A 13068-nucleotide genomic window follows, 5' to 3' on the forward strand; every position below is an offset into this window, starting at 1 on the left:
CCGTGCCTCCTGCACCCCCAGCACCCCCTGCGCACAGTCCCGCACAGCCCCCGGTGCTGAGCGCTCCGTCCAGTGACCCCCACGCTTCCATCGCCGCCGCCGTCGAGTCCGGGCGGTACGGGGAGGCCGAAGTGCTGGCCGCTCATCATGAGCAGTCCGCACTGCGGGCCCATGGCCCGGCGTCCGATGAGGCGTTGCACTGGATCGAGGTGCGGGCCGATCTGGCGATGATGGCGGGGGATCCGGTGCGCAGTTGCCGGGCTTGGCTGATGGTGGCCTCGGCCCGGCTGTCGGCCGGGCAGGCGCCGGACGCGCCCGCGGTGGAGGCCGCGGTCGACCGGGCCCACCATCAGTGGGGCCGGATCGACGACACGGCGTCCGCGTGTGAACTGGGGTCCACTCTCGCGGAGCTGAGGGCTCGGGTGCCGGGCCGCCGACGGGGCGCCCTGGAGAACGTCCGTCAGCGGCTGCGGCAGCTGCAGGTAAGCGGGTGAAGGTGAGGACTTCCGGGCGCCGTACGCCGCCGCGTTGACGCGAGGAAGCCCTTGGCGGGACAGCGGGGATTGTTCTCGCCGCGGGCGGTGCAGGGTGGGGCCGTGCGTCAGCGGAACGCGGGGACCGCGGAGGGGCGGGCCTTGTTGATGTTGTCGATGAGGTTGTTGGTCAGCGGGAAGTTGGCCTTGCCCCAGTGGTTGTCGTACTTCTTGTTGTTGGTGTCCCACAGGGCGTCGCGCGGCGTCTTGGCCATGTTCTCCATGGTGACCAGGGTCGGCGTGTCCCAGTTGCCGTTGCCCCAGACCCGGGGCACCTCGCCCCACTTGGCGAAGCGGAAGGCGTGGGTGCTCGACCCGTCCTTGTGGTAGACGATCTTGACGTGGTTGCCGTCCATCGGCACCTCGTTGATCGGGTGGGTGCTGAAACCGCCGTGCCGGGAGGCGGCGAGGTAGCGGGGCCGCTCCTCGCCCTGCTTCTGGAAGACCACGACGCACTCCCAGTCGTGGCGGTGGCTGCCCCAGCTGACGCCGTTCTGGGCCTGGTCCTTCTCGAAGTAGAGCGCGTAGACGTACGCGCACCAGCCGTTCTGGCACTTCGACTGCGCGTACGTGTTGGCCTTGGCGAGGTGGTTGGTTCTGCAGCCGCCGGTGATCGAGCCGGTGGGCTGGAGGCCACCGTTGAGCCTGCCGCTCGCGTCGACGGCCGTGGCCGGGAGGCAGCCGTTGTCGTCGTAGTCGAACAGCGGCATGTACTTGTTCTGGAAGGTGGACGCGTTCCACGGCAGGGGGTTCATGATCGCCGCGTTGGCGCTGCCTGTCATACTGACGGTCAGTCCGGCGACGCTGCCCAGGATCAGGGCGGCCTTGGCGATACGGGACCTGCGGCGGAGCTTGGCTGTCTGCGACATGTTGAGCTCTCCTCCTGTTGCTCGGTCTGCCGGGGGTCCGGCGTGACGAGACCGAGACTGGACAGCGCGGGGTTGATTGGGAGGCCTTTCGGATCAGGGCAATCAATTCCGCCGGCTGTTTCGCGGGACTGTTCTCCCGGCCGCTACCACCCACTCCTGACGCGTCGCGCGCCGTTCACCCCTCGTTGCCCGATCGCCCACGCGGCCGAGCCGCATATCGATGCAGCCCCGCGCTCCTTCAGGCCGTTGCCGAACCGCAGCGGACCTTGCCCGACCCGCTCAGGGCATGCCGAGCCCTTCGGCTTTGGCGTCGCACTCGAACCAGACGGTCTTGCCGGGCCGGCCGGCCAAGGGGACCCACCCCCACCGGTCCGTGACGGCACCGACGATCATCACCCCGCGCCCGCCCTCGGCGAGTTCGTCCACAGCTGTGGACAACGGCGGGCGCGGACTCGTGTCGGTGACCTCGACGCGCAGTCCCCGCCCCTCCGGCAGTCGCAGCATCAGCACCGTGGCTCGCCGGTCGGGACAGTGCCGTACGACGTTGGCGAGCAGCTCGGTGAGGGCGAGGGAGGCCGAGTCGTACAGGTCGTCCATCGCCCAGGCGGTGAGGTACATGCGGAGGATGCGGCGCAGGTGCCGGGCGGAGTGCTCGCCGAGGGTGGGGAAGGTGGTGCCGAACCTGGCGCCAAGTCCTTCCTCGTGCTGGGCAGTTACGTGATTCATGCCATCAGCGTGGAGTCGTGTGGTTACGCTCGGCTACAGACCGAAACGAACGCCGCGCCGCGTTCCGATCTGGGGGTGACCGCCCATGGCCCGAATCCGCACACTCGACCCCACCGCCTCGCCGCTGGACTACTTCGGCTCCGAGCTCCGCCGGTACCGGGAGTCGGCGGGGATGTCCCAGCAGGATCTGGGCGACTGCATCTTCTGTACGGGGTCCCTGGTGGGCCAGATCGAGACCGCCCACAAGGTGCCGACCAGAGAGTTCGCGGAACGGGCGGATGCGGCGCTGTTGACGGACGGGTGCTTTTCGCGGCTCGTCGGGCTGGTGCTGCGGAGCCAACTGCCGACGTGGTTTCAGCCGTTCGCGGACATGGAAGCGAAGGCGACGTACATCTCCACGTATCAGTGCCAGCTGGTGTACGGGCTACTGCAGACGGAGGAGTACGCCCGTGCCGTGCTGGCCACGGGGCGGCCGGACAAGCTCGATGAACTGGTCGCCGCTCGCATGGAACGCCAGCGCATCCTCAAGCGGGAGCACCCGCCCCTGTCGTTGGTGGTGCTCGACGAGGCGGTGCTGCACCGACCGATCGGCGGCCCGGAGGTCATGCGGAAGCAACTCCACCACCTGTTGGACCTCCAGGACGACCGCTGGATCCAGCTCCAGGTGCTGCCTTTCGGGGTGGGTGAACACGTGAGCCTGGCGGGGTCGTTCACTCTGCTCCGCTTCGACGACGACCCGGACATCGTCTACACCGAGGACCTGATCTCGGGCCATATGACGGCCAACCCGGACACCATCCGCGAGGCCGCCCTTCGTTACGCTGGCTTGCAGGGAGCCGCCCTCTCCGTGGAGGATTCGGCGGAACTGATCAAGGGCGTACTGGAGGAGCGTTATGGGCAGCACACCGGATCTGGTCAACGTCCCCTGGCGTAAGTCCAGTTACAGCGGAAACACGGGCGGCGAATGCGTCGAGTGCGCCCCCCTCGGCGGCGCCGCCTGGCGCAAGTCGTCGTACAGCGGGAGCACCGGCGGTGAATGCGTCGAGGTAGCCAACCTCACCCCCCACATCGCCATCCGCGACTCCAAGAACCCCGACGTCGGCACCCTCACCCTCTCGCCGGAGGCGTACGTCGCATTCGTGGGCCACGTCGGCGCATCTCGCTGAGCAGGGCGGGTTCGACAGAAGCCGCCGGTGGGACTGGGGGGAGTGTCCACCGGCGGCTTCTGTCTGCCCATGGTGTGGCCCTCGGGGGGGAAGACGGTCACACCGGGCGCGAGGGACAAGCCAGAACCCCGCTCCCCACCGATACTGGCAGCCGGAGAGTTGATCGGCACCCCGTCCGATCAGGGCAATCAATCCCTCGGTCACGGGTGGCTACCTGAAGGCCCCTGGGCTTCAGAACGGGGCTTGAGGCGGGACAGCCGAGGGCAGGAACCCCGCCTGCCTCATCCGGCCCGCCAGCTCCAGGAGCCCCGCGGGAGTGTCGTGCAGCAGCAGGTGGAGCCTGAAGCCGTCCGGGTACGCATGGGCGTCCTCGTCGCCGTCCTGGACCGTGGCGGCGTCGGAGAGGGACTGGAGCAGGACCGTGAGGTCCTGGGGGGCCGCGTCGGCGAGCAGGTGGGCGGCGTCCTCGACCAGGATCGTCAGAGGATGTGCGGGGGGCGGTCCGTCGGGGTCGGAGTGCCACAGGGCCTTTTCCGACACGCAGTCGTGGAAGGCGTCCCAGTTGTGCCCGAAATAGGCGGGGAATTCCAGGGCCCGTGCCCATGCGGAGAACAGTCCCGCCCTGGTGCGGCAGTCGGTGCCGCGGACCACTGCGGAGAGGGAATCTCCGGGGGGCTCGGGCACGGTCAGTCGTAGCCAGTTCCAGTTCATGGTGCTGGTCCTCGGGTTCCTCGGGTGGTGCCGTCGTGCACGGCGGTGGGGTCCCGGCGCCGGAAGTACGGCGCCGGGACCCCACCAGATGACCACAGCCCGGCTTACTACAGCTCGGTGTGGTGGTCGCGGAAGAGGTCGGCGTGCTTGTCTCCTTCGAAGAAGAGGAGGAAGTCGGCGAGCCTGCTGACTATCCCGTCGTTGTTGTCGGCCATCGCGTTGAGGTTCAGGTACATCGCGTCGCCGCGCTCGTCCGCCCGGCCCATCCTCTCGTTGTACTGGGCTTCGAAGGCCGTGTCCTCCACGGGCAGGAAGGTGGTGGGGTCCGGCGGGTTGCCGCCGCTGCCGCCCGCCGGCGGGTCGCCCGCCGTCTCCTCGGCGACCGGGGCAAGGGCGTCGTTCACCGTGGTGCCGGTCGGAGGGATGGCTCCGCCCGCGTCGTCCGCGTCAGGGAGAGCGGCGTAGGCGTACAGGTGGAAGTTCGCGTAGTGGTCGTTGGTGTAGAAGATGAAGCCGTTGGCGTTGTCCCGGACGATGCGCTCGGCGTTGCGGTGCGTGCGGCGGGTGGGCCGGAAGTCGATGTCGTACTCCGTGAAGCTGGGCGCCACCGCGGTGGGGTAGTTGGCCCGGATGTACGCCGTGAGCTGGCCGTCCCGGTCGCCGTAGGCACCGCCGCGGTAGATGAAGCCGGTGATGCCGTTGTGGGACTCCTGCGAGGCCTTCTTGTCGGAGGGCCATCCCTTGGCGGTCCAGAAGGCGGTCATCTCATCGAGGTCCGTGGGGAAGCCGCCGAAGTTCCTGCCGTCGTCGACGGCGGCAGTCGCCGTTCCCTGCGACTGGGGGCCCAGGGCGACGAAGCCGCCCAGGAGCGTCGCGACGGCGAGGAAGAGCACCAGGAACTTCGCCGTGTACCGGCGGGAAGGCCGGGGATGGTGCCGGCGGGCAGAGCCGTTGAGTGCGGCCGGCTCGGAGGCCGCCGTGAGGTCTGGGGTAGGCATGCGCGCTGTTCTCCAGATGTGTGTGGATTATGCGGTTCGCACACCGGATCCGGCTGTCCTGCATGGACGGGCGGGTCATCGGCGGGCGTCGTGCCTGCCCCAGGCTGGCAACCGGAACATTGATTGGCACATCCCCTTTGCCAGGTCAATCAATCTCGTGGACGGAAGGGGGTTGACGGACATCACATGTCGCGTCATCTCTACGTCATGTGTGGGCAACCTGTGCGTTACGGAACGGCTTGTACGTTCGTCGCGCGCGTTGACCCTTTCGCCAGCCATACGGAGGTGTGCGCATGGGGCGCCCGGAAAGACCGCTGGACCCGACGGCCAGTCCCGTGTCGCGGCTCGCGCACGAGCTGCGGGAGCTGCGCAGGACTGCGGGGAGCCCCTCGTACCGGCGGATGGCCGAGACGGCCGGGTTCTCCGCGACATCGCTGTCGCAGGCCGCGGCCGGCGAGCGGCTGCTGTCGCTCGCCGTCGTCCAGGGGTATGTGAAGGCATGCGGCGGTGACCCCGCGGAGTGGGAGCCCCGCTGGAAGGAGGTGGAGGCGGCGGTCGCCGAGGCGGTGCGCGAGGAGTCGGCGGACACCGCACCGCCGTACCGGGGCCTGGCCCGCTTCGAGCCCGACGACCGGCACCTCTTCTTCGGTCGGGAACGGATGGTCGACGAACTGCGCCGACTGGTGTGCGACCACCGTTTCGCGGTGCTGTTCGGCGCGTCCGGCAGCGGCAAGTCCTCGCTGCTGCGGGCCGGTCTGATCCCCGCCCTGCGCGAGGAGATCGCGCGCCGCAGCGAACCGGCGGTGCTGCGGGTCCTCACCCCGGGCGAGCGGCCCGCGCAGGGGTACGGACATCTGCTGGCGCCCGCCGAGGGCGAGCCGGAGAGCTGGGTCGTGGTCGACCAGTTCGAGGAGGCCTTCACCCTGTGCCGGGACGCCGGGGAACGGGCCCGCTTCATCGACCTGCTGCTCGCCGCCCGCGAGCCCGCCACCCGGGTCCGCGTCCTGATCGCCGTACGGGCCGATTTCTACGCCCGCTGCTCCGAGCACCGGGGCCTGGCCGACGCGCTGTCGCGGGCGGGGATGCTGCTCGGGCCGATGACCGCCGACGAGCTGCGCGACGCGGTGACCAAGCCGGCGCAGGCGGCCGGGCTGCTGGTGGAGCGGGAGCTGACCGCGCGGATCGTCGAGGAGGTCGTCGACCAGCCGGGCGGGCTGCCGATGCTCTCGCACGCGCTGCTGGAGACCTGGCGGCGCCGCAAGGGCCGGGTGCTCACCGTCGCCGCCTACAAGGCGGCGGGCGGGGTGCGCGGTGCCATCGCGGCGACGGCGGAGGAGGTGTACGAGCAGCTGACCGAGGACCAGGCGCGTACCACCCGCCGGCTGTTGCTGCGCCTGGTCGAGCCGGGCCGGGGCACCCCCGACACCCGGCGCCCGCTGACCCGCGCCGACCTGGCCGAGTGGACCGACCCGCAGGTGCCGGGGGTGGTCGACCGGCTGGCCCGAGCCCGCCTGCTGACCGCCGACGAGGACGGCGTCCAGCTCGCCCACGAGGCCCTGATCACCTGCTGGCCCCGGCTGTCCGGCTGGCTGGAGCAGGACCGCGAACGGCTGCGCCACCACCGCCGGCTGACCGAGGCCGCCCGCGCCTGGCTGGAGCACGACCGCGACCCCGGCGGGCTGTACCGGGGCAGCAGGCTGACGCGGGCCGAGGAGCTGTTCGGGGACGACGACGGCACGCTCACCGTGTCGGAGCGGGCGTTCCTCGTCGCCGCGCTGGAGGCCCGGGAGGCCGAGCGGCAGACGGCGGTGCGGACCGCCCGCAGGTCCCGGGCACTCGTCACCGCCCTGTCCGCCGTACTGGCGGTGGCGCTGGTGGTGAGCCTGACCGCGTGGAGCCAGCACCGGGACAACGAGCGCCAGCGCACCGACACCGCGGCCCGCCGGATCGCCTCCGTCGCCGACTCGCTGCGCACCACCGATCCGCGCGCCGCCATGCTGCTGGGCGTCGCCGCCTGGCGGGTCTCACCGCTGCCGGAGTCCCGTCGGGCACTGGTCGGTGCCCTCGCCCAGCCCGAGCGGGACACCTTCTCCGACCCCGCCCCCGGCGACAGCTCCCGTCGTTTCCTCAGCCCCACCGGCCGTGTCCTGCTGAGCGTCGGGGGCCACACCTGGCGGACGTACGACGTGGCCACGCATCGCCGCACCGGCTCGGGCCGGCTGCCGGTCGCCGGCGACGAGGTCGTCGGGGCCTCACCGGACGCGAAGGTCATCGCGCTCTCCGGCCAGGACGGCATCCGGCTGTGGGACACGACGAAGGGCGGCTGGACCACCGGCGGCGGGCCGTGGCCGGCCTTCTCGGACGTGTCCGTGGGCGACCGGGCCGTCCTCGTGACCAGCACCGAGGACGAACGGGTCCGGGTGTTCTCCCGCACCGACGGAAAGCTCCTGTTCGAGAGTCCGCGGTCAGTCAGCAGCGCGGGCATGTCCCCCGACGCCCGCACGGTCGTCCTCTGCCCCTCGGTCGGCCCGGGCGCGACGCCCGAGGTGTGGGACGTCGCCGGGCGGCGGGAGCTGTCCGGCCAGTGGACACAGCACAAGGAGGTCTGCGCCGACGACTACGCCTTGCTGGTCATGGGCGGCGGACAGCGGCTGGCCGCCGTCACCTCGGCAGGCATCCGCGTCTGGGACACCGCCTCGGGAAAGCTGCTCGCCGACCTGACCGCCCCGGACGCCGCGTACACCGCCTTCAGCCCTGACGGGAGGTTCCTGGCGGTGGCCGACAGCGCCGAGATCAAGGTGTGGCGGCTGTCGTCCCCCGACGCCCCGGTCTTCCGGCACTCCCTCAACAACCAGTACGTGTACGGCGGCCTCGCCTGGGACCCCGGGTACCCCGTCCTGCGCTATCTGGAGGCCGGTACGGTCCACTCCCTCGACGTGTCGGCGGCCGCGACGCCGGCCTGGCACGAGGACGGCCTGCTCGGCGTCCGGCTCGCCCCGGACGGCCGTACCCTCGCCACCGCCGAACACACGAACACCGGCACCGGCTACCGCTTCCGGCTGCGCTCCACCCGGGACGACCACACCGTACGCACCCTTCCGGCGCCACCGGCCCCCGTCGCCCGCGCGGGCACGGACCCGGTGATCCCCGGCGACACCCTGGCGCTGACGGCGTTCAGCCCGGACGGCGCGCTCTTCGCGTACGGAGTCTCGGCGCCGGGACGGGAGGCCACCGCGCAACGGATCACCATCTGGGACGTACGCCGCGCCAAGGTCCGCGCCACCCTGGACCTGATCACCGCCGACGAGACCGGCCCGGTGATCAACCTCGCCCTCGGCTCCGGCGGCCGCACCCTCTACGCCGTGCGCACCCCCGAGATAGGCGACCTGGCCGACGAGGTCTGGGACACGGCGAGCCGCCGCCGTACCTCCGTGGTCACCGGTCTGACCAGCAGCCACCTCGCCGTCCGCCCCGACGGCCGTCTGCTGGTCGGCGACAACCGCGTCGCCCGCCTCCCGAAGGGGACGGTGGCCGGGAAGGACCTGGTCCAGGGCGACCAGATCGGCGCCGTCGCCTTCAGCGGGGACGGCACACGGCTGGCGGTGGGCGACGGGACCGGCCGGGTCGCGCTGTGGGACGGCGAGCTGAAGCGCAAGTCCGGCGTCCTGCGCAACGTCTTCCCGGCCCGGCTCGGCGACACCCCGGAGGGCGTCGGCGCGCTCGCGCTCAGCCCCGACGGCCGCACGCTCGCCGTGGGCGGCAGCTCGGGAACGCTCCAGCTGTGGGACGTCGCCACCCGCCAGCCGCTCGGCGGGCCGCTGCCGACGGCGGGCGAGGACATCGTCTCGGTGGCGTTCAGCGCGGACAGCGGCACGGTGTACGCGGCCGGGATCCATGTGCCGCTCCAGCGGTACGTCGTCGATCCGGACCGGGTGGCCGCGCGGGTCTGCGACCGGGTGGGCGACGGCGGTCAGCTGACGCGGGCCCAGTGGAGGACGTATGTGCCGGACGCGCCGTACCGGAAGGTGTGCGCGGGCTGAGGGGCGCCGAGCCGGCCGATTCGCCCGGACGGCCGTCGGCCGGGCGCGTTTTGATTGATTGCCCTGATCAGAGGGGTTGTTGATCAATTCCCCCGGCTGTCAACCTCGATCGGGCCGTGGCGCGGGCAACCTCCTCCGCTCGTGTCACGGCCCTCCGCGTCTTTGTGGAACGTCTTTGTGGAACCTTTGCCCGGGGGCGGACGTTGATCGGGTGAGCGTGCATGACCCGACGAATACCGAGGTGACGTCAATGGCACTGTTCGACCGGCTCAAGGACCAGGCCAAGCAGCTGCAACAGCAGGCCCAGGGCGGCGGCCACGGCACGGCCGGTGGCCATGGCGGTCACGGCGGCCACGGGGGCGCGGCGGCCGGCGGCTCGCACGGAAGCTCGCACGGCAGCTCGCGTGGCGGTTCCAAGGCCCAGCTGGTGGGCCTGCTGAAGACCCAGCTCGGCTCCCTGAAGACGGAGCTGAAGAGCGGTGCGTACCGCGACGCCAGCATGGCGATGTGCGCCCTGGTCGCGGCGGCGGACGGGCATGTGGACGCCGCCGAGCGCCAGCAGATGGAGTCGATGATCCTCAGCAACGACGTGCTGCAGAACTTCCCGCCGGACCAGCTGCGCCAGCGCTTCAACCGGCATGTGGACCAGCTCACCCGCAACTTCCCGCAGGGCAAGGCCGAGGCCTTGCAGGAGATCGCCAAGGCCGCGAAGAAGCCCACCGAGGCCCGCGCGGTCGTCCAGACCGGCATCGTCATCGCCGGCGCCGACGGCCACTTCTCCCAGGCGGAGCAGGCGATCCTCCGGGAGGCCTGCGCGTCCCTGGGCCTGAACCCCGCGGAGTTCCAGCTCTGACGAGACCCTGACGGCCCGACAGCCGCAGGCACGGCAAGGGCCACAGCCCCGAGGCCCCGGTGGGAACACGGCGAGTGTCCCCCCGGGGCCGGCTTGTGCGACTTTCAGCCACGCCCCTGCTGCGAGATGACATCCTGAGCCGGTCGCTGGACAGGATCCGGCACCGCCGCCCGCGCCGGCCCCGCGTTCGCCGCCAGGATCAACGTCGCCACGGCGACCACCGCCGCGGCGAACCCTCGGGTGTAGCGCTCGGTGGTGCTGGTGCGTTCCTGCACGGCGACCTCGCAACAGCATTGTGTTAACCACGTTTAATACGCGGTTTAACCTAGGCGCTGTCGGACACGAACGGCAAGAGGCGCAGGGGGAGTTGGGCGATGTCGGACCGTGACGCCCCGGGAACCATCGGGCGAAGAGTGCAGCGGTTGCGGGCCGATCGAGGGCTGACGCAGAAGCAGTTGGCGGAACCGGCGTACACCCCCGCCTACATCTCCACCCTGGAGGCGGGCCGCGTCCGCGCCTCCGACGAAGCGCTCCGGCACATCGCCGGCCGGCTCGGCGTCGCCTTCGAGGAACTCGCCACCGGACGCCCCGCACACCTCGTCACCGACCTGCGGCTGCGGCTGACCGAAGCCCACCGCGCCCTCGCCACCGGCGACGCCGAGACGGCCGCCGAGCAGTACACCGCGCTGCTCGCGGAGGCGGAGGGACACGGGTTCGCCGAGGAGCGGGCGGCGGCACTGCTCGGGCTCGGCGAGTGCGCCATCGACATAGGGGAACTCACCTCCGCCCGACGCCACTTCGAGCAGGCCGAGCAGGTCCTCACCGAGGCGGACGCCCCGCTCCCCGCCCGCGTCCCGGCCCTGCGCGGCAGAGCCGTGTCCCACTACCTCGCCGGTGAACTCCGTTACGCCGTCTACCTGTTGGAGTCCACCCTCGACGAGCTCAACCGGGGCGGACTGCACGACCCCGACGCCCTGCTCCTGCTCTACGCCAGCGTCATCGGCCCCTACATGGACATGGGCGCCCACGCCCGCGCCGCCCAGGCCGCCGAGTACGCCCTCGCCCTCGCCCCGCAGGCCGCCGACCCCGCCCTGGTCGCCCGCATGCACCGGTCCGTCGCCCGCACCCTCCTCGCCGAGGGCCGTGTCGCCGAGGCCGACGCCTCCCTCGCCAAGGCCGCCGAGCTATACCGGCAGCTCCAGATCCGTACCGAACTCGCGAACTGCCACTGGATGCGCGGTTACGTCCACGCCCAGAGGGGCGACCTGGCGAGCGCCGAGGTGGAGATGCGCGAGGCCCGCGCCATGCTCACCGCCCAGCGCGCCGCCCTCTTCACCAGCCAGGTCGCCGTCGAACTCGCCGACGTACTGCACCGGCGCGGAAAGTCCGACGAGGCCGCCGCCCTCCTCCACGAGGTGCTCAGCGAGGCGCGGGCCGGACAGGCGCTCGGCCCCGAACGCGGCGCCATCCACGCCGCCGCCGCCCACCGCCTGCTCGGCATCATCGCCGAGGACACCCGCGACACCGAGACCGCCGAGGAGCACTACGTCCGCGCCCTCAGCCTCCTGGAACGCGCGGGCGCGGCCGGCGACCTGGCCGACCTGTGCCGACTGCTCGGCGACCTCCTGCGCCGCACCGGCCGGGTGGAGGCGGCCCTGGACGCGTACCGCACGGGCCTCGGCCACCGCACGGCCCCGGGCACCACGACCCTGGGCCCCGCCCCCGCACAGCCTCCTCTGTGAGGAACCCGAGGCTGCGCACAGCTCGGACCGGTTAGCCTGCGCGGAGGCAACTCGAACGGGTGCGGACAGGTACGAACGGGTGGGGACAGGCGCGTGCAGAACCAGCGGACCGTGATCGACGGGCTGCGTATCGCCGTACGCGCCCTCGTGTACGCCGTCCTCGGCGGCACCGCGCTGCTGGCCATCGCCACGGTCGCCTCCGTCCTCGGCCCGACGCTCGCGCTCGACCTCTACACCCCGCCCGTCGCCGCCTGGTGGACCGTCTTCACGGCCATCGCGGTGCAGGGCGTGCCGTTCCTGCTGCTCGGCACGGTCGTCTCGGCGGCGATCGGGGCCTTCGTACCGGAGAAGGTCTTCAGCCGGCTGCTGCCCCGCAACCAGGCGCTCGCCGTACCCGTCGCCGGTGCGGCCGGAGTCGTCCTGCCCGGGTGCGAGTGCGCGTCCGTGCCGGTCGCCGGGAGCCTGATGCGCCGCGGCGTCGCCCCCGCGGCCGCCCTCGCCTTCCTCCTCTCCGCGCCCGCCATCAACCCCGTCGTCCTGGTCGCCACCTCCGTCGCCTTCCCCGGGCAGCCGAAGATGGTCCTCGCCCGGCTCGTCGCCTCCCTGGCCACGGCCGTGGTGATGGGCTGGCTGTGGGCCCGGTTCGGCCGGGAGGAGTGGCTACGGCCGCCGAAACGGCACGGCGATGCCGACGGCGGCCGCGGCCTGCGTGCCTTCACCGCCGGGCTCCAGCACGACTTCCTGCACGCGGGCGGCTTCCTCGTCCTCGGCGCGGCGGCCGCGGCGACCTTCAACATCGTCGTACCGAGGTCGGTGCTGGACCTCTTCACCGGGTCGGTGTGGCTGTCGGTACTGCTCCTCGCACTCCTCGCGGTCGTCCTGTGCGTGTGCAGCGAGGCGGACGCGTTCGTCGCCGCCTCCCTGAGCGGCTTCTCCCCGACCGCCCGGCTGGCGTTCATGGTCGTCGGCCCGATGGTGGACCTGAAGCTGATCGCCCTCCAGGCGGGCACGTTCGGCCGCTCCTTCGCCCTGCGGTTCTCGTCCGTCACCTGGGTCGTCGCCGTGCTGACCAGCGTGCTCGTGGGGTGGTGGCTGCTGTGAGGCGGTACGGACCGGCGGTACTGCTGCTCCTGACGGGCGCGGCGATCCTGCGGATATCGCTCTTCAGCGAGCTGTACCTGCGGTATGTGCAGGCGACGCTGCGGCCGTATCTGGTGGTGTCCGGCTGCGTGCTGGTGGGGCTGGGGGTGCTGGCGGCGGTCGTCGGCCGAGGACCGGGACCGGGGCGGGAGCGGGAGCGGGAACGGCCGGAGGACGCCGGGCACGAACAGGACGGCGAGCACGGCCACGACGGCGAGCGCGAGCATGACGAAGGGCACGGGCACGACGAGGAGCATGATCACAGCCACAGCCACAGCCACAGCCCCCGT

Annotated in this window: 11 protein-coding genes and 2 pseudogenes; 8 read left to right on the forward strand and 5 right to left on the reverse strand. The window is 71.6% G+C overall.

The window, feature by feature from the left end; all coding sequences use genetic code 11:
• Nucleotides 1-494 (forward strand): annotated as a pseudogene (locus tag L0P92_RS35010) (hypothetical protein); the annotation flags it as partial.
• A 107-nt stretch (nucleotides 495-601) separates the two neighbouring features.
• On the opposite strand, the gene L0P92_RS35015 reads toward L0P92_RS35010, so the two are convergent.
• Together L0P92_RS35015 and L0P92_RS35020 are read right to left on the reverse strand one after the other, a co-directional pair.
• Nucleotides 602-1402 carry an NPP1 family protein gene (locus tag L0P92_RS35015; RefSeq protein WP_234767088.1) on the reverse strand — a complete coding sequence of 267 codons (801 nt, stop codon included), beginning with the start codon at nucleotides 1400-1402 and terminating at the stop codon, nucleotides 602-604.
• 279 nt (nucleotides 1403-1681) lie between these two features.
• Nucleotides 1682-2128 (reverse strand): ATP-binding protein, encoded by a 447-nt coding sequence (locus L0P92_RS35020; RefSeq protein ID WP_234767089.1) that lies wholly within the window; start codon nucleotides 2126-2128, stop codon nucleotides 1682-1684.
• An 85-nt stretch (nucleotides 2129-2213) separates the two neighbouring features.
• On the opposite strand from L0P92_RS35020, the gene L0P92_RS35025 reads away from it, so the two are divergent.
• A complete protein-coding gene (locus L0P92_RS35025; RefSeq protein ID WP_234767090.1) occupies nucleotides 2214-3062 on the forward strand; it encodes a helix-turn-helix domain-containing protein in 849 nt (282 codons plus the stop codon).
• A complete protein-coding gene (locus L0P92_RS35030; RefSeq protein WP_234767091.1) occupies nucleotides 3022-3294 on the forward strand; it encodes a DUF397 domain-containing protein in 273 nt (90 codons plus the stop codon). Before L0P92_RS35025 ends, L0P92_RS35030 begins: the two co-directional genes overlap by 41 nt.
• A 231-nt stretch (nucleotides 3295-3525) precedes the next feature.
• Here the strand turns inward: L0P92_RS35030 and L0P92_RS35035 are convergent, their stop codons facing one another.
• Both L0P92_RS35035 and L0P92_RS35040 read right to left on the reverse strand, forming a co-directional pair.
• Nucleotides 3526-4005, reverse strand: coding sequence for a barstar family protein (locus L0P92_RS35035; RefSeq protein WP_234767092.1), 480 nt, complete (start codon nucleotides 4003-4005; stop codon nucleotides 3526-3528).
• Nucleotides 4006-4112: 107 nt separating this feature from the next.
• Nucleotides 4113-5003 carry a ribonuclease domain-containing protein gene (locus tag L0P92_RS35040; RefSeq protein WP_234767093.1) on the reverse strand — a complete coding sequence of 297 codons (891 nt, stop codon included), beginning with the start codon at nucleotides 5001-5003 and terminating at the stop codon, nucleotides 4113-4115.
• Between the two features lie 293 nt (nucleotides 5004-5296).
• On the opposite strand from L0P92_RS35040, the gene L0P92_RS35045 reads away from it, so the two are divergent.
• Both L0P92_RS35045 and L0P92_RS35050 read left to right on the forward strand, forming a co-directional pair.
• Nucleotides 5297-9043: an nSTAND1 domain-containing NTPase gene (locus tag L0P92_RS35045; protein WP_234767094.1), complete on the forward strand. Its 3747-nt coding sequence runs from the start codon at nucleotides 5297-5299 to the stop codon at nucleotides 9041-9043.
• Nucleotides 9044-9293: 250 nt separating this feature from the next.
• Nucleotides 9294-9896: a tellurite resistance TerB family protein gene (locus tag L0P92_RS35050; RefSeq protein ID WP_234767095.1), complete on the forward strand. Its 603-nt coding sequence runs from the start codon at nucleotides 9294-9296 to the stop codon at nucleotides 9894-9896.
• Between the two features lie 104 nt (nucleotides 9897-10000).
• Here L0P92_RS35050 and L0P92_RS35055 read toward each other — a convergent pair whose 3' ends face one another.
• Complete coding sequence (locus tag L0P92_RS35055; protein ID WP_234767096.1) at nucleotides 10001-10171, reverse strand: hypothetical protein; 171 nt, start codon at nucleotides 10169-10171, stop codon at nucleotides 10001-10003.
• Nucleotides 10172-10270: 99 nt separating this feature from the next.
• On the opposite strand from L0P92_RS35055, the gene L0P92_RS35060 reads away from it, so the two are divergent.
• The 3 genes and pseudogenes from L0P92_RS35060 to L0P92_RS35070 form a co-directional block, all read left to right on the forward strand.
• Complete coding sequence (locus tag L0P92_RS35060) at nucleotides 10271-11638, forward strand: helix-turn-helix domain-containing protein (RefSeq protein WP_234767097.1); 1368 nt, start codon at nucleotides 10271-10273, stop codon at nucleotides 11636-11638.
• Between the two features lie 93 nt (nucleotides 11639-11731).
• Nucleotides 11732-12739 (forward strand): permease, encoded by a 1008-nt coding sequence (locus tag L0P92_RS35065; RefSeq protein WP_234767098.1) that lies wholly within the window; start codon nucleotides 11732-11734, stop codon nucleotides 12737-12739.
• Nucleotides 12736-13068 (forward strand): annotated as a pseudogene (locus L0P92_RS35070) (hypothetical protein); the annotation flags it as partial. The gene L0P92_RS35065 and the pseudogene L0P92_RS35070, both read left to right, overlap by 4 nt.

Origin of the sequence: Streptomyces muensis (assembly GCF_021474425.1) — a bacterium.
Lineage (GTDB): Bacteria > Actinomycetota > Actinomycetes > Streptomycetales > Streptomycetaceae > Streptomyces > Streptomyces muensis.